This window comes from Flavobacterium pectinovorum (assembly GCF_006438875.1).
Taxonomy (GTDB): Bacteria; Bacteroidota; Bacteroidia; order Flavobacteriales; family Flavobacteriaceae; genus Flavobacterium; species Flavobacterium pectinovorum_A.
In genome coordinates, this window is record NZ_RCZH01000004.1 from 1 (window position 1) to 22,137 (window position 22,137).

The 22,137-nt window shown below is 31.9% G+C and carries 17 protein-coding genes; 4 read left to right on the plus strand and 13 right to left on the minus strand.

Translation table 11 applies throughout. The annotated features are described in order from the left end of the window. Both EAH81_RS06290 and EAH81_RS06295 read left to right on the plus strand, forming a co-directional pair. Positions 1–1,985: T9SS type B sorting domain-containing protein (locus EAH81_RS06290; RefSeq protein WP_140504971.1), on the plus strand; the 1,985-nt coding region annotated here is incomplete at its 5' end. 227 nt (positions 1,986–2,212) lie between these two features. Beyond that, a complete protein-coding gene (locus EAH81_RS06295) occupies positions 2,213–2,848 on the plus strand; it encodes a hypothetical protein (protein ID WP_140504974.1) in 636 nt (211 codons plus the stop codon). Positions 2,849–3,123: 275 nt separating this feature from the next. On the opposite strand, the gene EAH81_RS06300 is transcribed toward EAH81_RS06295, so the two are convergent. The 8 genes from EAH81_RS06300 to EAH81_RS06335 all read right to left on the minus strand — a co-directional run bounded on the left by EAH81_RS06300 (position 3,124) and on the right by EAH81_RS06335 (position 10,027). Then, positions 3,124–3,675, minus strand: a complete 552-nt coding sequence (locus EAH81_RS06300) for a hypothetical protein (protein ID WP_140504976.1) — start codon at positions 3,673–3,675, stop codon at positions 3,124–3,126. Between the two features lie 19 nt (positions 3,676–3,694). Continuing rightward, complete coding sequence (locus EAH81_RS06305; RefSeq protein ID WP_140504979.1) at positions 3,695–4,714, minus strand: relaxase/mobilization nuclease domain-containing protein; 1,020 nt, start codon at positions 4,712–4,714, stop codon at positions 3,695–3,697. Next, positions 4,711–5,091 (minus strand): plasmid mobilization protein, encoded by a 381-nt coding sequence (locus tag EAH81_RS06310; protein ID WP_140504981.1) that lies wholly within the window; start codon positions 5,089–5,091, stop codon positions 4,711–4,713. Before EAH81_RS06310 ends, EAH81_RS06305 begins: the two co-directional genes overlap by 4 nt. Before the next feature lie 123 nt (positions 5,092–5,214). Continuing rightward, positions 5,215–6,147: a toprim domain-containing protein gene (locus EAH81_RS06315; protein ID WP_140504984.1), complete on the minus strand. Its 933-nt coding sequence runs from the start codon at positions 6,145–6,147 to the stop codon at positions 5,215–5,217. Positions 6,148–6,415: 268 nt separating this feature from the next. After that, on the minus strand, positions 6,416–7,642 hold the full coding sequence (locus tag EAH81_RS06320) for a DUF5906 domain-containing protein (RefSeq protein WP_140504987.1): 1,227 nt from the start codon (positions 7,640–7,642) through the stop codon (positions 6,416–6,418). Between the two features lie 81 nt (positions 7,643–7,723). Continuing rightward, positions 7,724–8,002: a helix-turn-helix domain-containing protein gene (locus tag EAH81_RS06325; RefSeq protein ID WP_059116779.1), complete on the minus strand. Its 279-nt coding sequence runs from the start codon at positions 8,000–8,002 to the stop codon at positions 7,724–7,726. 104 nt (positions 8,003–8,106) lie between these two features. After that, positions 8,107–8,772 (minus strand): hypothetical protein, encoded by a 666-nt coding sequence (locus EAH81_RS06330; RefSeq protein WP_140504989.1) that lies wholly within the window; start codon positions 8,770–8,772, stop codon positions 8,107–8,109. Between the two features lies 1 nt (position 8,773). Next, positions 8,774–10,027 (minus strand): tyrosine-type recombinase/integrase, encoded by a 1,254-nt coding sequence (locus EAH81_RS06335; RefSeq protein ID WP_140504992.1) that lies wholly within the window; start codon positions 10,025–10,027, stop codon positions 8,774–8,776. A gap of 343 nt (positions 10,028–10,370) precedes the next feature. On the opposite strand from EAH81_RS06335, the gene EAH81_RS06340 reads away from it, so the two are divergent. Next, positions 10,371–11,189: a helix-turn-helix transcriptional regulator gene (locus EAH81_RS06340; RefSeq protein WP_140504994.1), complete on the plus strand. Its 819-nt coding sequence runs from the start codon at positions 10,371–10,373 to the stop codon at positions 11,187–11,189. Positions 11,190–11,191: 2 nt separating this feature from the next. Here the strand turns inward: EAH81_RS06340 and EAH81_RS06345 are convergent, their stop codons facing one another. The 5 genes from EAH81_RS06345 to EAH81_RS06360 all read right to left on the minus strand — a co-directional run bounded on the left by EAH81_RS06345 (position 11,192) and on the right by EAH81_RS06360 (position 20,675). Then, a complete protein-coding gene (locus EAH81_RS06345) occupies positions 11,192–11,671 on the minus strand; it encodes a YybH family protein (RefSeq protein WP_241676524.1) in 480 nt (159 codons plus the stop codon). Between the two features lie 127 nt (positions 11,672–11,798). Next, positions 11,799–12,440 carry a porin family protein gene (locus EAH81_RS06350; protein WP_140504997.1) on the minus strand — a complete coding sequence of 214 codons (642 nt, stop codon included), beginning with the start codon at positions 12,438–12,440 and terminating at the stop codon, positions 11,799–11,801. A gap of 70 nt (positions 12,441–12,510) precedes the next feature. Continuing rightward, positions 12,511–18,654, minus strand: a complete 6,144-nt coding sequence (locus tag EAH81_RS06355) for a M4 family metallopeptidase (protein ID WP_140505000.1) — start codon at positions 18,652–18,654, stop codon at positions 12,511–12,513. 94 nt (positions 18,655–18,748) lie between these two features. Beyond that, positions 18,749–18,886, minus strand: a complete 138-nt coding sequence (locus EAH81_RS27370) for a hypothetical protein (RefSeq protein WP_161595788.1) — start codon at positions 18,884–18,886, stop codon at positions 18,749–18,751. 175 nt (positions 18,887–19,061) lie between these two features. Then, positions 19,062–20,675: a tetratricopeptide repeat protein gene (locus tag EAH81_RS06360; protein WP_140505017.1), complete on the minus strand. Its 1,614-nt coding sequence runs from the start codon at positions 20,673–20,675 to the stop codon at positions 19,062–19,064. 449 nt (positions 20,676–21,124) lie between these two features. Between EAH81_RS06360 and EAH81_RS06365 the strand changes: the two genes are divergently transcribed. Next, positions 21,125–22,099: a leucine-rich repeat domain-containing protein gene (locus EAH81_RS06365; protein ID WP_140505019.1), complete on the plus strand. Its 975-nt coding sequence runs from the start codon at positions 21,125–21,127 to the stop codon at positions 22,097–22,099. Positions 22,100–22,137: the final 38 nt, after the last annotated feature.

Sequence of the window (22,137 nt, forward strand, 5' to 3'; positions counted from 1 at the left end):
CTACTGAAACTATTTTTGTAAAAGTTGCAAACAAAGAAAATCCTGACTGTATAGCAACTACCTCTTTTAAAATTGCCGTTTTAGCTTTGCCGGTAGTTACTGCAACTGCTAATTTAAAACAGTGTGACGACGATATTGATGGTTTCAGTATTTTTAATTTAGAAGAAGCCATTTCTAAAATAACAACAAATGCTTCAAATGAAACAATTGCTTTTTTTAAGACGATAGCTGATGCACAAAACAATACTAATTCAATATCTAATACTACAACTTACACTAATACAGTTGTGAGTAATGATGTCGTTTATGTTAGGGTTAGTAATGCCAATACTTGTTTTAGAATAGCGCGATTAAACCTGATTGTCTCTACAACTCAGATTCCTTCAAGTTTTTCAAAATCGTTTACACAATGTGATGATGTAGTTTCCGGAACGAATACTGATGGTCTAGCTACGTTTGACTTTAGCGGTGTTACCAATCAGATTCAGGCTATTTTTCCTTTAGGTCAACTTTTAGATATTACGTATTATAAAAATCTGAATGATGCTTTGGCCGAAAAAAATACTATTGCAAATATTTCTAATTATAGTAATATTGGTTATCCCAATTCTCAAAAAATATATGTTCGTGTAGATAGCAGAGTCAACAATGATTGTTTGGGATTAGGCGGATACATCACTTTAAATGTTGAACCAATTCCTATAGTGAAATCTCTCATAGAAACTCAATGCGACGACAATCAGGATGGATTATTTGCTTTTGACACATCAACTATTGAATCCCGAATTTTAAATGGATTAACAAATGTATCGCTTTCATATCTGGATCAAAATAACAATCCATTATCCAGTCCGTTACCTAATCCATTTGTAACGGCTTCTCAAACCATAAAAGTAAAAGTAACAAACAATACTGCATCAGCTTGTTCTTACGACACTACAATTGCATTTGTAGTAGATCGTTTACCACATGTTTTTCCTATCCCTACCTCATTGACAACTTTTTGTGATGATGAAATTGACCCTGTACTACAAGACGGAAAATATCCTTTTGATACTACTGCTTTTCAAGATAATATTCTTGGAAATCAAACCGGAATGATTGTAAAATATTATGATGCAAATGGCAATACCTTAGCAAGTCCATTACCAAATCCGTTTTTATCAGCAACACAAGATGTTAAAGTAGAGGTTATTAATCCCGTAAATCAAAATTGTACTGCAACAACAATTATCTCGTTCAAAGTTAATTCAGTTCCAAGTATTCAATTAACAGGAGATGAATTGGTATGTAGTGATTTGCCAACTTTTACCAAAATAATTAATGCTGGTTTAATAGATGAAACTCAAAAAGCAAATTATACCTACACCTGGACATTAGATGGAAACATAATTGTTGGTGCAAATCAATATGATTTAACCGTCAACAAAAAAGGAATTTATAAGGTAGAAACCACTAATAATAATGGCTGCTCCAGAACAAGAACTATCACTGTAAACGCATCTGACAAAGCAACCGTAAAAGTCGATATTGTTGATTTATCTGAAGAAAACAGCATAACAATTTTAGCAACCGGAGCCGGAGACTATGTTTTTTCTTTGGATAATGAATTTGGAGAATATCAAGATAACAATGTTTTTCAAAATGTTCCATCAGGAATTCATACCGTTTATGTAAAAGACCTGAATGGCTGTGGTATTGTTCCAAAAGAAATCGCTGTTTTAGGAATTCCAAAATTTTTCACTCCTAATCAAGACGGTTCAAACGACACTTGGAATTTAAAAGGAGTCAATGCTGTTTTTAATGCAAAAACAACTATTCAAATTTTTGATCGTTATGGAAAATTACTTAAAGAAATAAACCCAATGGGCGAAGGCTGGGATGGTACTTATGTTGGTCAACAAATGCCGGCAACAGACTATTGGTATTCGATTAGACTAGAAGATGGCAGGTTTTTTAAAGGGCATTTTGCTTTAAAACGATAGAAAAATTTTGCCCTTTTTCTTAAATCATTAGTACTAAGGCGATGTATGTGTCTAAATCATAAACAAAATGGTTCAAAAAATGTTCCGTTAGAAATACTTAACATCAATCTTCAGAGAAATCTGGAACTTTTTTGTTTATTATAATTTTTTATCGATTTACTTTGTATCACACGAAAGAATTCGTTCGGGACTTGGGAAAGAACAATACAATTTAATTTGGAGATAATATGTTTAAATTTTTCAAAAAACAAAAAAAAATCCACTTGGTGGGATGGGAAAAAGATCTTTTTTCAAATCTTTTTAAATTATTAGGAGATGAATATAATTATTTTAGAGAACAAGTATCGGAAGGAATAATAGAATCTATAAGGCTTGAGAAAAAAATACCTAATTACATAAATTTCAGATTAAATATTATATTACTTAATAAATTCGAAAAGAAAAAGGAGCCCTTTTTTACTATAAATGGAATCAAGATATTTGATAAAACGTCTGGTGCTTATAGACTTCTGAGTTTAGATCTAGGATATGGTTTAATTTTAGGATATTCAACTTCAGATATTTTGAACTTTAATCCTGATCCTGATATACAAAAAATAGTTATTGATTCTATATATATAACATATCCCGACAATGAAGATTTTAATAAAATAAAATCTTTGCTTTCCAATGAAGAAATAAATTTATTAAATGCTTCGGATATCTATGAAGTAGAACTTGAAGGAAAGATGTATTATCATTTAAAAGATCTTGAAGATGGTGACTTTATTGGTATGGATATGAACAAAAATATTTATAAAATCACTCATGATCCTTTTCAAATTATCGTAGAAGAAAATCAATTAATAAACCTTCTTAAATAATTTTTTTAATTGATAAAAAATAAAAGCTACAGCTTAAACTGTAGCTTTTTGCATATTATAAATTCGACGATTAAGAATTAACGAAATTAGATGAGTATTGCATTATATTATAATAATCTTCCATAAATTGGTTAGATATTTGAATGCTTCCCGCTAATAAGTAAATACTTTGTAAAAATGTTGCGCTGTTCTTTAAAAGATAGTTTATAATATCTTCTTGGTTCCCCACAGTTAGAGATTATACTGAAAGAAATCATTTTAGTCCACATTTTCTGTCACTTACTTTCTACTGAGTTTATATACGCTTTTTTCATAAGTTTTTTAATTTCTTTATCATTATTAGCATACATATATTCCCATGCTTTTCTTATCCTGTCATTTTGAATTTGTCTCATTTCAATTTCTTTGTTATTGTCGCTATAATGTATTCCCCAATTATAAAGATTGCTTAAGGCTACCATCATAGCAAGCCATAAAAACCACCTTCCAAAAACAATTTTATAAAACAGTTTCGCATCCTGTTCTGGAAATAACAAAATCTGAAACTTCCTAACGATACTTTTTGGCTGCCTGCCAATCATAAATTTAATATCCAGGAAGCTTTTTTGCAGGATAGCCTCTATTGGTTTAATATCCAATGGTTCCAAAACATTTTTTCCCGGTTTATGCTCCTTTATAGATACATCGATTTTATTCCCTATGTTATTTATGGCAATAATAAGCGCCTCAATATGCTGATTATTTGTCTTCTGTTCCTGGGCAAATTCCTCCAATACTAATTGTAATGTTTCTCGTTCTATATGTCCTTTGTTTGCATCTGTTTCCATACTACTATTTTTTAAAATATTATCTCCTTAATGATGGTCTCTTTTTTTTCTTTTGGAGTCTTCTCATTAATTCAGGATCAATATAATCCGGTTCATATTCAGAATTCATTAGTTGACCTGTAAACCCTAAAATCTCTTTAACAACTTCCTCTCCTGTTCTACCTGAGTTATAGCTTTGCTTTTCTTCGTTCTGCTTTCCAGTGTTGAAAGAATTGGATATTGACTGACTATCTTTATTACAATTTTTTACTTCGTCTGTATTTCTCATAACAGGCTGTTGTTTCTGACGTAATATTTTTTCAATTTTCAGCAATGAAAAACCAATTTCACTCCCTTTTATTTTTACTTTTTTATCATCTATAAAAGAAATCCCCCTACCTTTAAGAACTTTATAACCCAAATCCCGCATATGTCTTTCAAATGATAAATAAGAACTGGCAGATTTTAATGTCTGTTGGATATCTGCTTTTAGTTTTTCTTTTCTAATATCATGGCGAGGCAATAACCTATCTTTAGTAGATAGGAATGCTCTTGGACTTAATACTTCTTGAAGACCATATTTCTTTTCAAGACGACGACAAAGTTCAGCCATGCGTTTATAGTTATTGCTATCATTGGCAACCTTACCATCAAAGCCTACTCTATTGGCTGCAATATGAATATGCTGCTCTTTGGTATCCTTATGCAGTACACAGATATATTGGTTGTCTGCTATACCGAACTCCTTAGCACATTCCCTGCCAACCTCTCTCAATTGTTCTTTAGTCAATGTATCTTCCGGGGCTAAACGTAATGTCAGATGCAACACTGGTTTTTCAATACGCCTGCTTAATTTTCTAACATCGTTAAACTGCCCAGTAAGCTCATATTTGTTTCCAAAACATTTATTGTATTCTAATACTTCCGCACGCTCTTTATGCTGCAAATGGTCTTGCATTGCAAGTGCATGTTTTTTCGATTCAGACAATTCTCTTTTATCTTCCAAGCAGTAGCTTATGCAATGGTAAAAGGAGCTGCCTATACTTACATGACCTATCATGACATAAAGTTTTTAATTTGGACAGCAAGATCTTTAACCTGCCCAGACTGCACTTTTAATTCTGCCCGTTCAAGTGGACTTAATTCATCGTTACTATTTCTCTTTTTCGCGATCTGGTTTAGGTTGGCTGCCATGTGATTGAGTACTCCAGTAAAACTTAGAATTTCTTTCGGAAGGGCTTTATTTCTGTAATCAATCTTTGCCGTGAGTCCAATTTCACGAAGGTATTCGGAAACGGTAAGATTTACTTTTTTTGCTTTAGATTCAATTATTTTACGCTCGTTGGGTGTACATTTAATCGCCATCAGTTGGTCTCTCTTTATTGCCTTTTTGGGTCTGCCTCCTGTATTTTTTTTAGTTTCATTCTCTTGTTCCATAATCTTTCATCATTTATTTTTTGAATGCGGATGCATGAAAAAAATCCCTCTCAACGAATGCGCCAGCATGAGGGGAGCCAGCGTTTTGGTTTTACCAAAACATAGCTGGCTACCACCGGGACGTCATATAGATCGCCTAAAACTATGACCTCGCTTAACTTGTTGTTCCTGGTTTAACCATTCGTTTAAATCTTTCTTTTGGTCGTATAAAAAACTTTGGTCGGTATATTTAATAGAACCTCCTTGTAGGGCTTGGTTAGTAAATTTTATACCTCCCGCATCTCTGTCTAAATAGAGATCGACTCTCTCGTGTTTTTCCATTAACTTTAGTGACTTGTTAAAAAAAGATAGTGAATTAAGTATCAGGAAATTTGTTTGTAGGTCAACCGATTTTTGATTCATCATTTTATAAGAGAGGTAATCAAAAAAGCCTTCAAAAACGATTACTGATTTTGCTTGAGTATCTATAAAAGTGATATCTTTTGGTGAACTGCTACCCTTAAATTTTTCACTTCGCAATTCATATCCTCCTGAAATATTCTGAAATCCAATAGCAGTCTGCTTTCGATTATTTAAAGAAAAATCAACCTCTTTACAATGATGTCTTGCAATCTCTTGTGAAATACTTCGATTATCTAAATAAGTCATCAACTGCTTATTTTCCAATGTCCGTACATCAACAATGATTATTTTATCAAGGGAATTATCTTTCTTTTCATTTGCAATTCTTAGACTTGAAGACTGTCGATTCTCATTCTTAAGTGATAAACTTATACCGGAGGAAATGCTATTACCATTTAAAAGCTGTAAAAATTCAGAGACAGTGCATCTAAAATATTCAATCCCAAAATCGACTACATTTCCGCCCTTGCCTGATCCATGGTCATACCATAAATTTAATTTTTGATTCACTTTAAAAGAGGGTGTATTTTCATTTCGCAGTGGGGATAGATACCAATAATCCTGATTTTTTATTTTTGATGGCTCGTGCCCTAATGTTTCAAGATAATGGACTAAATCAATTTGATTTGCAATTTTACAATTGAACTTTTCCATAATTATTTTTTTTAAATAAATCTTCTATTGATTTGATTCAAGTCTTTTTTTGCTAATGAAAAAAAGAACAGAAATTTTTTCTTTTTTTGATGTTTTGATGCAAATACGTTCTAATACATTGATTATATTAGGATTACACTGCATCAATAGCTGCATCAGTGCATCACTTTATTTTTGTCCTGCATCGGTTTTGCATCAAAAAAGATTGTTTCTTAATTTGATGCAAGGTTTGATGCAGATCCCTTTAGTTCAATTACAAGACTTTATACTAATTTTGCATCAAAGCATCAAATATTTTATAAAACAAAATCTTTTTGATGGTATAAAAACGTCCTCTTCGATCTACTTTCACATATTCACCATGCGACAATAATTCAATTCCACAATAAGACTTCGTATTATCTTTGGGTGTAAAACCCCATCGCTTCAGAATATTTCTTATTTCATTAGCAGAAATATTTATTCTGTTATTTTGCTTCCTCAGTAGAATGAAAATATCATTAGGAGCTAATTTCAACTCATTCTCATCCATTTTCTCAAAACATTCATGAATCAATTCAAGCATAAGGATTTCTTCTTTATTTCGATTTACAAGCTTTAACAGAGAAGCGGTCATAATCTGTTCGGGTTTAAACCACATTCTCGTTTTTTGTTGAGAAAAATAATTTCTCATTTGCAGGTACTTTAAGAAATACGGAATTTCTTTGTTCAGTTTTTTAAGAAAGAATACATCTTCTGTATTTATAGTACGAATTTTACGAATCCAAAAACGGATTTCTTCTTCATCTATTTGAATAAAATTATCTTCATTATTAGAACAAAGAATAAATTTTGCAAAGAATTCAATTTCTTGTCGATCCTTTCCTTTTGCTTCTATTTTATCTTTGTCAGTGGTAGAAAGATACTTTAATCGTTCTGTAATCTCCTTTTTATCAAAAAAGACTTCATCAATCGCTACGAGCAACATACTCGCCCAATCGGAATTAAACTGCGAACCAAATGAATCGCCTTTTATGTAAGTCATATTCATTCCAAAAATTGCTTTCAACCACTTTATAAAAGAGCTTTTTCCTGTCGATCGTTCTTTACTTACTAAACAAAGAATTGGCAATGTTTGAGTAGGTTTTTCATATAAAAGTTTTATGTAGTCTAAACCTAATTGCGTTTGGTCTCCAAAAATATGTTGAATAAATTGCAATGAATTCGGAATCAATTTTTCAAGTTCATGAATTGAAAAATCCTTAACGATCGGTTGGTTAGGCAGTTCATGATAGGTATTATAGAAATCATCTACAATTTGCTCATAACCAAAATGATTAGGAATACAGCAAAAACCATCTAGTTTGGATATATCGTTTAAAAACGATTTTCCGTGATCTGAAATGATTGTTTCACGATTCCACCGAACCATCACTTTTACTTTGTCACCAGATATTATAGGTTTATCAATAATTTTGAAATACGAAGTTCCTACTCGTAAATATTTTTCTTTCATTTTGTACAATGTTTTTTTATTGTATATATAGCTTATACAATAGATCAGATAATAAAAAAACAAGTATAGAAATGGTACTTTCTATACTTGTCTCTTATATTTCAGGGATTTTACTTCATTAAGAGAGTCAAATAACTCTTCGTGATTTATTAAAATTCTTCTCCCAATAGAAGAAGCTTTAATATTACCATTATCAATATGGTTTCTAATGGTCTGGCGATCCACATGTAAGAGTTCTGCCGCTTCTTTGACAGTATACATGTTATTCGATAAATCTTTTTCTGGTTTAGTCAGAAGTTGTGCAACTAAACCTTTTAGCTCTTTCAATTCTGATTGAATTGTTTCAAATGGATTTTGCATAAAATTGTAGATTTAATTTTTTACAATTTTATAACTTAATCGTATTAATTATAATTTATTTCTATTCAATATCTTCAATTGAATTCAATTGAAAATGAGTTAAACTATATTTGGTTAAAAATGGAATAATCATTTTCATAATATTTTTCATGATGTGCTTTAATTAGATTGTTTTCCTTGGAAAGATCATATTTTGTTAGCATCGTTGAATTAATTTTAATATCTAAAAATTGGCTAGAAACCTCACAAAAATCTTTGTTTTCAATTGTGTTTTTAAAATAATTATTCTCTTTTAATTTAGAAAACAATAAAGCGAAGTATAAAATCTCTTTTTCCTTATATAACCATTTACATTTTTGGTCAATTAATCCAATTTTAATCGCATTATTTTTAAAATTCAAATAACACAATTCATCTTTAAAAAAATTTTTAAACCGAACTTCTATTATATTATTTTCATCATTCGAAAAATCATAATTTACTATTGCTGAATTTATTTTATTCCTCTTATCTGTCTTATAAATCAAAAGACGAAAATATAAAACAACCATAATTGCTGCCGAAAATGTTATTCCTATAGCAACTAGTCTAAATATCCCTCCTGATTTCAGAAAAACATTTTCGAAAAAATAAAAAGCAATCAAAAAAAGAAAAACCATAATAAGAATAATTACACCTAGTTTAATTTCTCCCCTAGTATTCTTATTATCAAGAGGCTTTAAATCAATAAATTCTGATTTCTTTTTAAAATATTTCTTTTTAAAATCCATACTAAACGATTTTCAATTTCAATTCAACATTAAAAACTTCATCCATGGCTTCTTTTTTCTCTGGTTCACTAATCTGGTAATACTGATTCAAAGTCTTCATATCGTTGTGTCCAGTTATAGATGCAATTAATTTATCACTTTTACCTTGTCTTTTCATCATAGTAATAAAAGTTCTTCTTGCTGTATGGGTACTTATTCTATTGTAGAAGAACATTTCTTCTTTAATATTTTCTTTCCCTTTAGTTGTAACTTTTTGAACTTTATTATTGTATTCCATCTCCTGAAATACTTCTTTTATATATTTATTCTGTTTTTGATTGGCAATTAAAGGCAGTTTATAATCATATTTTAATAAAATATGTCTAGAAATACTGGTTAAAGGTATCTCCCTAGTTTCTTTAGTTTCATCTTTATTTTCTTTTAATAAAATAAAATCATTAGTTACATTACTTCTTCTTATCAAAGATAACTCACCAAAACGCATACCAGTCACACAAGCAAAGACAAAAACATCACGAACTTTCCCTAGCTTTTCACTTTCAAATTCGTGTTGCATCAACTTATTCAAATCATCTATTGTTAATGCAATTTGATTTGTAATTACTTTCTCAACTTTTTTAAATTCTACAAAACTATCATTATAAGTGAATTTATTTTTCCTAGCCCAAAACATAAAGGTTTTGAAAAGCCCTAGATTTCTAGCATAAGTATTATTAATATGCTTTAAATCATCCATACAATAGGAAGTGAATTCACGATGAAATGTTTCATCGATCTTACTAAATGTCAGTTTGAATTTTCTAGCTGCTTCAAATTTTTCTAGAATATTTTTTATATTTTTATACCTCTTAATTGTTGACGCCGACCATTCTTTACCTTTTTCCTTTTCGGCTGTAAACTCATCATACGCATCAAAAAATGTATTTTTCCCGGACGGAGCTTTTTTAAACTCTTCGTCAAAAACTTTTTTTAAATTCTTCGAAGTAAAAGGTTCATTTATTCTTTTATATAAGCTTTCTGTTTCAAGAAATAAATCAGAGTATCGATTCATCTGAAGTCTTATACTTTGAACAAATTTTGATCTCTTTTTCCCATTTACAAAAGGGAATCTATTTTCAAAATCCCAATTTTCAGGCATTATTTTCTCACCAGTTGAAAAGACAAATTTCTTATTCTCATTTTTAAAATAGCATGAAAATAAAATCAAAGTTTCTTTATCACTCTTCGGCTCTTTAAGATTAAAAGTGTATTTCATCAGTTGACAATTTAGTTGACAATAATGCTATATTTAGTTATAAAAACTTAGTTATAACAAATATAAGAATTACTACAAAACAAGCGTTTCTTACTGATAATCAATTATTAACAACCAACTCTGATATAATTAGCGGAATAGCCGGCGACTCCACAAAAAAAATCGTAATTACCTAATAACTGGTAATTGCGATTTTTCATTTTATATTTTTCCGACATTGGGTCAGAAACTTAAAAGATTAATTTTTTAATCTTATACATTATTTCATGTTATATTTTTTTCTAATTTAGAACATCCTATTAATCAGCAGATTCAGTTCTAAATTACGATAAAAATTAATTATATGGAGATTTTACCTTCCACCGTTTTAGCACCATATATAAAGAATTATACCGTTGTTACGATTAATAAACATCTTGATAACGAGGTTTTTTACCCAAGCGGATATGTAGACTTTATAGTCAATATCTCTGAAGGTGCCGCTGCTACAACTATCAATGGTAAACGAAAAGATACGCCTGCTATAGAATTACTGGGCCATCTCACTCTTCCTACCAGACTTACTGTAGCCAAAGGTACTTCGGTACTTATAGCTCGGATTTATCCGCACGCCAGTGCATTGTTCTTTTCAGATCCGCTATCGGAATTCACTAACTACGCCACCGACATGTATGATGTAGCTTTGAATGAAAACAGAGTCTTATACAATCGTATGATGGAGGCAAATGAACTTGCCTCTAAAATTAGCATCTTAGAATCTCACTTTCTGCAGCAATTGAAAAAAAACGAAACCCGATTAAAGAAAGTATCGATTGTAGAGGCTATTAATCAACAGCTTTTATTTAATCATCAACAATTGGATTTACCTGCTCTGGCGCGACATTCAGGGCTATCAGAAAGATATATTCAAAAACTTTATCTCTCAAATATTGGTATCAGTCCTGTAGCTTTTACTTCGGTAATGCGCTTTAACAAGAGCTTGCAGCTAGTTCTCAATACCTCGCAATCGTTGACCGAGATAGCTTACGACAGCGGGTATTACGATCAGGCACATTTTATCAAAGAGTTCAGAAAGTTTACGGGTATCACTCCTTCTGCTTCCAGAAACTCGTTGATAAAAAATGATACAGATTTTCAACAAGCTGTAAACATTGGTTTCTAATTTTATTTTGCCGGATGGTTGCTGCTAAACATATCTCGATACATCTTCCAGCCGTTTTTTGTGTTTTTCCAGATGACAATCACTTTTCCGTCGTCCAGTTTTTTACCATCGGGATCAGTCATCTCATAAAAACTTTCCTCTGTGACTGATGTTTTACCATCTCCGTACAAGTGTTGAATCGTAAACTTTACATGCACTTTGGGACCACCTTTATAGAATGCAAGCAGTTGTTCACTTCCGCATACAGGTTGAGCATTGGGCGGAAATAAACAGGCATCATCTGTATATCTGGTAAGGATAGATCTATCGCCTTTATTAGCGAGATCTGCATAGATCTCATTACTGGCTTCTATAACTTTTCTGACTGACTTTAATGCGGGATCCGCAGTTTGAGCATTACACCAAAAAGTGAACATCAGTAATCCGTTTAAAATAAGAGTCTTTTTCATTTTGATTGTTTTTATACCAACAAAGTAAGTCATTCGCTCTGGCAAGAAATTGTAAAATTACGAACAACTTTATTTTCAATATCCGATTAGTATAAATCATAAAAAAACCACTCCAATAAAAAATCAGAGTGGCTTTCATAACCTCTATTTAAAACTAATTCTACTTAAAAAAGTACCCTATTGCTATTTGAAAAACCCGATTCTTCATATCATTATTTATAAAATGATTTACATCGCCTTCTTTGAAAACATTAGAATACGAAATATTATATCTTGCATCTGCATAAAATTTATCTATAAATTGATATCCCAATCCAAAGTTTACAGAAGTATCTATTCCTGTTGAATAATCTTTCAGATTAAAACTTTCGTGATTTTCATATCCTAAAAAGTTATCCTGATATTTATTATTAGCTTTTAAAAGTATTCCTATTTGAGGACCGGCTTGTATGCTTAATCCTTTTATCACGTAATATTTCAGCATTACAGGAATGTTTAAATAGTTCAATTCGATTGTACTTTTAAAATTCGAATTTGTTACCTCCGGATCAGAAAAAGAAGTTTTTGTTCCTTGTTGACTAAACAATAATTCGGGTTGAAGCGAAAAGTTTTTTGCCATAGGAATTTCGACCATAATCCCTGCCGTAAATCCAGTTTTACCTGATGAGTCTAGTTCACTTTCATCAAAAGTAAGGCTGGCGATATTTAAACCTGCTTTTACGCCCAATTTAACTTTTTGAGTCTGGGCCATACAAGCCGCACCCAAAAATAGTGTGCACAGTATTAGCGTATATTTTTTCATACTATATTTTTGTTTTTTAAGAATGGTAACTCTCACAGAGGAGAGTTACCATGTTCTATCTTTAATTTTGTTACTTCTTAATAATCTTGGCAGTATATTTTTTATTCTGTACTGTACAGTCTAAAACATACACTCCCGGCGTTAATCCGCTTAGATTAATAATTGACGGCATACTTGCATACGATTTACTCCACACTGCTTTACCATCTGTGGCGTAAACATTGATTTTTGTTTCACCTTCAATTTTATCTGCCAGGAAGATATTTACATTATCAACAGCCGGGTTAGGGAATACTCTAAAAGGATTTGTAATTTTTCCAAGTAGCATTCCTTTTGAATCAAATACTGTCGAAATTCTGTTACATCCATTATTATTCGTTGTTTGAAGACTATAGTTTCCTTCCCAAATTGCAATAATAGATTTTTCAGTTGCGTTTGGTATTGGTCTTTCGTTTAAGAACCACTGATACGAAGCTGCATCAACTGAAGCTGTTAATTTTTTATCTCCTATTACCTGAATTTCCGGTACAATGTTGTTTTCAAGAATTGAAATGGTAGTACTAAAAGTTTTACCAATGCCATTTTCATTAAAAACCGTTACAAAATAATCTCCACTTTCTGTTATCACGTGAGTTGGTTCTGTTGCTCCGTCAAACCATTCATAAGATTTGTATTTTCCGGGAGACAAAACAACTTCAGGACCACAAAGATCTCCACTTTCTAACTCTGATTCGAAAGCATCAAATTTTGCTGTTATAGTTTCTGTAAGTGTACATCCATTTTTCATAACTAATGTTACCGTATAATCTCCTGCCGTATTTATTGCAATACCGTTAGAGACATCACCTGTACTCCATTTGTATGAAGCGACTTTTAATTTTTTTGCCGCAACATTTGTTTGAGCATCAACGTATAAAGCTTTTCCAGCATATCCATAAATTATTGGATTGTCAAATATTTTAAAATCTGACGGTACTCCCTGATAGATATAGTTTTTTATTATATTATTTTGCTGAATAGCATCATTATCTAATTTTGCCGTAACATTAAACACATGTGAGTCCCCGCTTTCATCCAATTTAGGCTGTTTTTTCAGCATATATTCTATGCTTCCGCCAACAGGAATTCCTTCTGTAATTGGTTCTGAAATAACTTCATTCGTGTTCATATATTCTACCTCTAACTGAATTGTATTTGCTGCAATGGCAATTTGTCCTTCATTGGTCAGTTTCACTTTAAATTCAGATCCGCCACATATATCTCTTGGCGACAATATTTGGACTGAAGCATCTACAACAGGATCAGTGATTAATTTTAAATCATCTAATACCATGTAAGAATATCCTCCTTCTTTAGCATGTCTTAATCTTAACATTACAGATTTCCCCGCATATTTATTTAAGTTTACTGCTCCTCTTTTCCATTCGGTATCTGAATAACTTCCTTGTTTAGAGTCTTTCCATATCTCGGTCCATTCGCCTCCTACTGTTTTAATATCTATACTGAAAGAATTGATATAATTACATTGCATTCCGTAATAGAATTCTAATGCAGTTGTATTTTCAGCTAGTTTATACATCGGAGAAACTATTTCTCCATAAACAGCATAATTTTCAAGCTGACTGTAAAGCATCATTGCAGAAGCATCTTCTGTATGATCTTTCTTAGGCAGCGTCAGGTTTGTATTATCTGGTGTAGTAACGTTTCTCCAAGGATAATTGTCATCACTTTGATTCGAAACATATCCTTTTGATCCAAAAACTGATCCCTGGGCAACACTTGAAAAGGTTTCAATATCTAAGTTTGGTGCCTTAGCAATAACCTCAAAAGATTTTGTAAGCGTTGTTGCATCAGCTTTTAGCTGTCCGTTTGTAATTATTTTTACATTGATTTCATAATTTCCTGCCGGCAACTGCGGAATACCATCTATTGTATAGGTAATGGTCTGATATTGTTGAATTTGATCATTTCTTTCTGATACAACCGGTTCGCCAACAGCTTTACCATTTTGGGTAATTTGATATTCGATTGTAGCTTTTTCTACTTTATTATAAAATACATTTCTTGCAGCAATAAAAAATTGGTGCGAAGGTGCATCTTCATATACAACCTCAGGCATACTTAAATTAGATAACTGAAGATATTCTGATTTCTCTGTAATCTTAATGTTATCTACTGCAAAACCATTGGCAAATAAACCATTATCATCATGCTGGAATGCTACCAGAACACACGATTTTCCTGCATATGGAGTTAAATCTACATGATACTCGATCCAATTATCGATATAATACATTTTAAAAGCCGTATTCCAGGTTTCACCGCCATCTGTACTTACTTTTACATATCCGTCTGAAAGTCTCTGACCATCGCCGAAGCCATCAAATGATAAGTGTGCTTCTTTATAATTGCTCAAATCTAATACGGGAGAAATTAACATATCATTTGCAGCGTCACAATTACATTTGTCATCGTTACTCGCCATAAATTGCGTGTGATCTGTTACGAAAAAACTTGGAGATCTTAAATCTGTATATGTTCCGTGTTGCCAGCCGGCAGCATCTTTGTTTTCAAAAGTTCTCCATCCTTTATATTTAGTCACATCTTCGAAATCCATTGTATATGGAAGTACAGATATTTTCATATCTTCATTGTTCCAATTATCGTAACTTAATGTGAATGAATTATTTTCTGGTGTAGCATCCTGAGTTACATCATCAGGAAAAACAGAAACCGAAATGGTATTCCTACCAATACTTTTTAAGTTGATATTTGGAATAGAATATGCTATCGTATCTCTAAATTTACTAAAAACCAATGATGCTTTTTCTGTTTTTGAATACACTTCATTTTGTGCACTATCCAAAATTTTCACTGTAACATTTACCTGCTCGGCAGTTGTACCAAAATTATTAATGATCTTAGTTTTTATTGTTACATTATTATTGTCGATCTTACAGGTACCAGCATCTACTTTTGCATCTAAAAGTACTAAATCATAAGGTGCATTATCTACATGAATATTATCTATAAAGGCTCCTAAAAAACCATCATTATAATCATCTGTAGCAACACGGAAACGAATAGCTCCTTTTTTACCGGCAAGGTCATTTAAACGTATTCCAATTGGTTTTTTCTTGAAATCATTGTTAATTCCGGTAAACCATGGTCCCGATAATGCAGATCCACCATCGTAATGTAGAGTTGAAGGATAATCGATACCGGTAACTTTTTTCCAGTTTTGGTTATCTTCAGAATATTCAACAATTAATCCGTCATATCCGTTATGGAATAAGGAAATAATATCAAACTCAACATATGGAAAAGCAACATTGGTAAAATCAAATACTGGTGATTGTAATGTAAAATCAGCATTCAAGGCCATTCTTTCACCGGTTTCGCCAAGTTGTACTGTTGCCCATAAATATTTAGACTTTGTATCTCTAAAGGTGTAAGCAGATGCCTGCCATACAAATTTTTGATTTGTAGACAATGATTTTGAATACCAGCCTCCTGGTGTTCTTTCAAAATCCATTGTATATGGAAATTGAGTTATAATACCACTGTAAACACCATTTATCCCACTATTATTCGCTGCTACCGGATCCTTATCATAGGATACAAAACCTTCATAGGTATGCAGACCGTTTGCAGATAAATCAATAGTAGTATCAAAAGAAATTGTCATTTCTGAGTTTCCTTTAAAAATAGTTTCTAATGTAACGTCTTTCCATACTGTTTCGCTTCCGGGAAGTGTATTGGCATATCCTACTTTTAACTGAGATCCAGCCGGTATATCCTGACAACCCAAATTAAAGATTGTAATCGCTAAGGTATGATTTACTGACAATGCTGTCCCTGAATATTCCGGAAGGCTTAATCCTGTAACTTTTAGGTCAAAATCTTTTTGAGGGGGATAAACCATAAAACTTGAAACAAAAGAAATTCCGTCCTTTGCACCAAACGCATCAATAGGTTTAAAATCAAATTTAACCTCAACATAGTTTAGCTTAGTTGTACTTATTTCATAAGGAATGGTTTCCTTAGTTTTTATAACCCTTTCTTCACCAACCGCCAGATCTTTATCAAAACTAATGGTATTATCGGCAGAGTATAGCGTATTTAACCTACCGCCAAAACCGGGAAACATTAATCTTAATTTGTAATATAAACTTTCATTTGCTTTAATTACAGTAGATCCTGTGTTTTTAATTGTAATATAAAATGGCTCATCTCCTTTTAAAGTACCACAAGCAGCAACAGGTTTTTCTACTGAAACAAGCGCTATTTGTTTGTCTGCAAAAGCAGTTCCAATACCAATAGCATACCAGGCATTGCTAACTTGTTTGTATTCTTCAGAACCCATTCCATATAAATCTTCTGTAACCATTAAGGTAGCCTGACGCATATCACTAAAGTTTGAAGAAGGAGATAAATATTCCGTAAGCGTGATATAGGCAATTTTCTCCGCCTTATCAAGACCAATCGCTTTAACATCATAACTGTTATTAAGGTCATTCGTGCCCTGTCCACCTTCGCTTAAAAGGTAAAACCAGTAGTTTGTGATTCCGCTGTTAATGTGTACACCTCCGTTATCATAACTACTATTTGCCGGATTTGCCCAATTTACTCCTCCGTAGGTATCCGGCTGACTTTGTGCCTTTGGGTTTGACATACTTCGCATACTTCCATGTGTGTACAATTCATTACCCAACATCCAAATATTTTCTTTTTTGTCTTTTCCAACATAAGCCTCAACAGATACACCAAATATATCACTGAAAGATTCATTCATAGCACCAGATTCTCCCTGATAGATTAAACCCGCTGTGAAACGTGTTACTCCGTGAGTTAATTCATGCGCAGTAATTCCTAAACCAACATAAGGACTAGCAACGCCGTCTCCAAATTGTGCCCAACCTCCGGTCCATGAAGCATTTTCGACATTAGTGCCTAAATGCGCCAGACCAATAATTGTCATTCCTTTGTCATCGATACTATTTCGGTTAAATTTTTCTCCATAATATTCTATGGTTTTTTGCATACCCCAATGAATATCCATTGCGACCTCATCATGATCTTTATTGTGCAGTTCATTCCAAATATTATCTTCATCAATAAATTCCGTGATTACTTCATCTGAAGCCTCATCTGCATGATTCATATTCCAGGTATACATGGGAACATTATATTTCCCTTGTAGCCCTTCTAATCTGTAACCGTCCGCATATTGCTTAGTATTAAATTCTACTTCTCCGGAATATCTTGATTTACCTTTACCCAGACTTTGACCTGAAAAATCAGCATCATTATTTAAATTTATGGTAAGGATTATTTTTCCTGTATTTGCATCCACATACATCGTCTGACTTGATTGCGGATTGGTCGCATATATATCAAATTTCCATGCCAGATAATAATCTTTTAATTCAGAAGAAAAATTAGGCCCAACATAAACCAGTTCCCCTTGTGGTTTAGCACTTATTTTTTTGTCCAGTAGAGCACCTAATTTTTTACTCTCCCAAATATATTGCTTCGCATTTACGGTTCTTAGTGCGTTTTCTAAAGCTGTTGCTGCATTTATTTTATAATTGCTGCTTACAGACACTTTCTTTGCTGTAGAACCAAATGCATCAATCTTAGTTTTATTTTCTCTAACCTTATAAATTGCGCCTTCAACAGGAATAGAATTATGCATTTGCTGATAAGTAGCAAGGGTTCTGCCATGATTATCCGAAATTGATTTTAATTGCATTTTATCCGATGTAGACAAATCAAAATCTCCTTTTTTAACTTCGAATATATTTTTGGCAGTTAAGTTGGCCGATTTAGCAAAAGATCTAACTTTTGTGCTAATGGAATCCTGCGGGTTTGTTTTCGCGGTTACATTCGTTAAATTTTGTCTAAATAGTTTTTGGCTTTCCTGTAGTTGCTTTTTCACTGCGTCACTTTCTGCTGCAGAAAGTTCTATCCCTTTTACTTTTTCTTCTTGCGGAGTAAAGAGATTATTGGCATCATTGTCCTGATTGGAAACTTTATCAGCAGTTTTCTTAGAAACCTGATCTTTTTTTGGATTTGCGACCGACATTTCTAATGCGGTTTTTGCATTACCACTTTGTCTATTTTGCAAAGGTGACTGAGCCATTCCTACGGAACAGGCAAAGAAACCCAACAAAACAAACAAATACTTGGTCTTGAAGTAAATTTGATTCATTTTTTTAAATTTAAATTAATATTACAGTTTGCTTGGTTAATAAACATGACACTTCAATGGTTCATAGCAAAACCATTGAGGCCATTTCTAAAAATCAATTCAAAGATTGATTTTCAGAATTATCGTTGGTTATTTTTTTCAGAATCTTTAAAAGGGTTTCCTTTTTTGTTTTTGCTTCTTCCAGAAGCTGTTCTAAACTTTTAAGAGGTTTGTTTTTTTTCTTTGCGTTCATCCAAAATTTATTTACATCGATTTGGTAAATGTAAAAGGGACATTTGTGCTTTTGAAAAAAAGGACTATTACAAAAACACTCTCAGGTAAAAAAGTATCACCTGAAAAACACTCAAAAAAAAGTAATCCAAACTAAATCAAGTCATTAGTTTGGATTTATAATATCTTTAATAAAGTTAGATTGTATTGAGATAAGTAGAGAGATTTACTTTTTCATTGGTTAAATCGAACTTTTTACGAAGTCTTGTTCGGGAATTTTCGATTGCTTTGAAGGATTGACCTGTAATTTGAGAAATTTCTTTTGTAGATAAATCCAAATATAAAAGGGCACATAATCTGCGGTCTTTTGGAGTAAGAGAAGGATAATCGACCGTTAATTTATCAAAGAAAGATTTATGAACCTGTTCAAAACTGATTTCAAATTCTTTCCAGATATCTGTATTCAAATTCTTTTCCAGACGTTTTAAAACTATATCAATAGCTTGCTGCATTTCTTTATTAACAGTTTTGAGTTTAATCTGTTTCAGATCAGTCAGGATTTCATTAATACTATCTGTACGATGTATTTCTGCCATTGCTTTTCCAATAAGCACCTGTTTTTGGGCTTCAAGACTCTGGTTTAAAGCTTGCATTTTTGTGTTTAATTTCTCTTTTTCCAGTTGATTTTTAATATTCCTGTTTCGGTATCTTATCAGTAAAATAATTAGAATCAATATACCAACAACCAATATTAAGCCAACAACATAATGTTTAAATCGCTGCTTTTGTTCAATAAGTGTTTTTATCTGGGTTCGAACTTTGTAATCCTGCTCGAGCTTTATTCTTTCTATGTTTACTGCCTTTTCTTCGACATTTATACTGTCGCTGATTGCATTATATTTCTGAAAATAATAAACCGCATTTTTGTAATCCTCTTTACTTACATATACCTGATACAATATTTTATTGAGGTTTAAACCTGAATAACTATATTCCGTTTCTTTGCATAATTCTAATGCCTTTTTTGCATTTACAATTACCGCATCGTATTTTTTTTCTTTTAGCATATATTCAGAAAAAGACTCATATACAAAAGATTCTACTATATTATTAACGCCTTTATTTACTAAAGAAAATGCTTCATTAAAATAAAAGTCGGCATTTGTATTGTCTTTTTTTAAGGAATAAGCCCGGGCTATATTAGTACAAACATTAACCTTTAAGTTATTGTCTTTTATCTTCTTATTTATTAAATAAGCCTTCTGATAGTAATACAAAGAGGAATCTAAATTTTTCTTCAGATATATTGTACCTATATTGTTTAATATTTTTATGAGCTTAACAGAATCGTGCTTAGACTGTTGATAGCGATATACATTTAAGAAGTATTGGAGTGCTTTTTCTTTATTATTTCCTATGGCATAAATAATTGCAAGATTGTTTTCTAATTTAGATGCTTCTTCACTGTTATTGTTATTTTTGTGAATCTCATACGCTTTCAAGTAATATTGTAAGGCGATATCTAAAACCTCTTTTGAATCATACATTTTACCTGCCGTTATATAAACCTGAGCCAAAGTGAGTTCTGAGTTGTTTGTTTTTTTTGCTTCAGCTTCAGCTAGCTCTATGTATCTTATAGCTCTGTCCCAATCCGTTTTTTGAAGTCTTAATGCGATTTTACTGCAGAGTTCTACTTTTTTCTGATGGTCGTTAATACTGTTTAAACTATCAATCAGCTCTTTTGTCGAAGACTGCGAATGAATGCTAAAAGAAAGTATAAGAAAGAATAAAGAAAATAGTCTTGCCATCATGTATAAAAGCTCTAAAAATAAATTTCAAATTTAAATAAAATGCAGGATAAAATGACCCAAAAAGAAAAAGTATCAATTGCATCAATTTCAAGATTATAACTATTTTAAATCTAAAAAATTGTAATTGAACGATATCTCGGTTTAAGTTATTCAATTTCATTTTTTTTAAGAATCAGTCAACTCATTAAAACGCTTTTTATCTACTATTAAAAGTAATTCTGCTAGGTCAAGCGTCTTTTTCTTTCTTTTGTTTAAATATAATATAAAGTCATTAAACAAAGCACTATAATCTCTTAAAATTCCTATAATGTAAAATAAAAAAAATTAATTTTATAAGAAAAATATCATTATTTTTAATTAATCTTAAAAAAGAAAAGATTTAATTTGTGAGAAAATTTAGCATATTAAATAATCTTTTAACATTAACCTTAATTAAAAATTGAATTTTTATGAGAAAATTACTTCTTATTGCGTTAGCGCTGAACTTCGTAGCTTGTTCTACAGACAACAATGAAACCACTTCTACTCCTTCTGCTCAACTAACAAAAAGTGCCTTTAACCCAAATCCAACTCCGGCAGATTACAGCACTGCAAAAGACCCTAATTATATTCGAGATGAAAAAGCTTTATCTGAATTAAAAAAAGGGTCTGCTACAGGAAAAACCGCAGCAGTTTGGGTTAATACATATGTTCCGGATCCTAATTTTAGATTAGCATTAATTAATGCCGGTGCCGGACAAGAAGATGCCGTAATTGGCAATGATTATATAAATATTGATAAAACCCGTGTAGGGTTGTACGTAGCAGGCGCAAATATTAGTAATGCAACCGGTATACAAGCTTTTACATCTCTATCGCAGTTAATTATAAGTGGAAATCAGCTGACTTCTTTAAACGTTTCAGCAATTACTACCTTAACCTGGTTAGAATGTCAAAATAATCTGCTAACGACTTTAAACCTTTCATCAAACATTAATCTTACTCAAATCTGGTGTCACAGCAACCAACTTACGAGTTTAACAATTCCTTCTAATGTTGCTGGGCTTTGGGGACTTTGGTGTTATGGTAATCAATTAACTACTTTAAACCTTAATGGAAATACTAAGCTTACAAGTTTATTTATCCAGTCTAATCAGTTGACTTCAATAAATTTGGCCCCATTAACTGTTTTAGGAAAGACGAACGTTTCGTCAAATAAATGGACTACGTTAAATTTTGATTCAAATTCTCAACTAACTTCTCTTTGGTGTTTTGGCAATACATTATTGACTGATCTAAGTATCAAAAACACCAATAATTTTGCTATAACTCTTCAAGATTTCACGCAAAATACAAAACGTCCTAAAATACATGTTGACGCTAATTTTCTACCTCAGGCATATACTTTATGGCCTGCTAGTGGAGGATCTGTTTATCAATTGTAAAATTCCAGACTTACTTTAATAAAAAAGGGAATAGTTAA

Excerpts from the sequence above, each read along its gene's own strand:
- EAH81_RS06295 (WP_140504974.1), top strand. The coding sequence starts at position 2,213 with ATGTTTAAATTTTTCAAAAAACAAAAAAAAATCCACTTGGTGGGATGG.
- EAH81_RS06300 (WP_140504976.1), bottom strand. The coding sequence starts at position 3,675 with ATGGAAACAGATGCAAACAAAGGACATATAGAACGAGAAACATTACAA.
- EAH81_RS06305 (WP_140504979.1), bottom strand. The coding sequence starts at position 4,714 with ATGATAGGTCATGTAAGTATAGGCAGCTCCTTTTACCATTGCATAAGC.
- EAH81_RS06310 (WP_140504981.1), bottom strand. The coding sequence starts at position 5,091 with ATGGAACAAGAGAATGAAACTAAAAAAAATACAGGAGGCAGACCCAAA.
- EAH81_RS06315 (WP_140504984.1), bottom strand. The coding sequence starts at position 6,147 with ATGGAAAAGTTCAATTGTAAAATTGCAAATCAAATTGATTTAGTCCAT.
- EAH81_RS06320 (WP_140504987.1), bottom strand. The coding sequence starts at position 7,642 with ATGAAAGAAAAATATTTACGAGTAGGAACTTCGTATTTCAAAATTATT.
- EAH81_RS06325 (WP_059116779.1), bottom strand. The coding sequence starts at position 8,002 with ATGCAAAATCCATTTGAAACAATTCAATCAGAATTGAAAGAGCTAAAA.
- EAH81_RS06330 (WP_140504989.1), bottom strand. The coding sequence starts at position 8,772 with ATGGATTTTAAAAAGAAATATTTTAAAAAGAAATCAGAATTTATTGAT.
- EAH81_RS06335 (WP_140504992.1), bottom strand. The coding sequence starts at position 10,027 with ATGAAATACACTTTTAATCTTAAAGAGCCGAAGAGTGATAAAGAAACT.
- EAH81_RS06340 (WP_140504994.1), top strand. The coding sequence starts at position 10,371 with ATGGAGATTTTACCTTCCACCGTTTTAGCACCATATATAAAGAATTAT.
- EAH81_RS06345 (WP_241676524.1), bottom strand. The coding sequence starts at position 11,671 with ATGACTTACTTTGTTGGTATAAAAACAATCAAAATGAAAAAGACTCTT.
- EAH81_RS06350 (WP_140504997.1), bottom strand. The coding sequence starts at position 12,440 with ATGAAAAAATATACGCTAATACTGTGCACACTATTTTTGGGTGCGGCT.
- EAH81_RS06355 (WP_140505000.1), bottom strand. The coding sequence starts at position 18,654 with ATGAATCAAATTTACTTCAAGACCAAGTATTTGTTTGTTTTGTTGGGT.
- EAH81_RS27370 (WP_161595788.1), bottom strand. The coding sequence starts at position 18,886 with ATGAACGCAAAGAAAAAAAACAAACCTCTTAAAAGTTTAGAACAGCTT.
- EAH81_RS06360 (WP_140505017.1), bottom strand. The coding sequence starts at position 20,675 with ATGATGGCAAGACTATTTTCTTTATTCTTTCTTATACTTTCTTTTAGC.
- EAH81_RS06365 (WP_140505019.1), top strand. The coding sequence starts at position 21,125 with ATGAGAAAATTACTTCTTATTGCGTTAGCGCTGAACTTCGTAGCTTGT.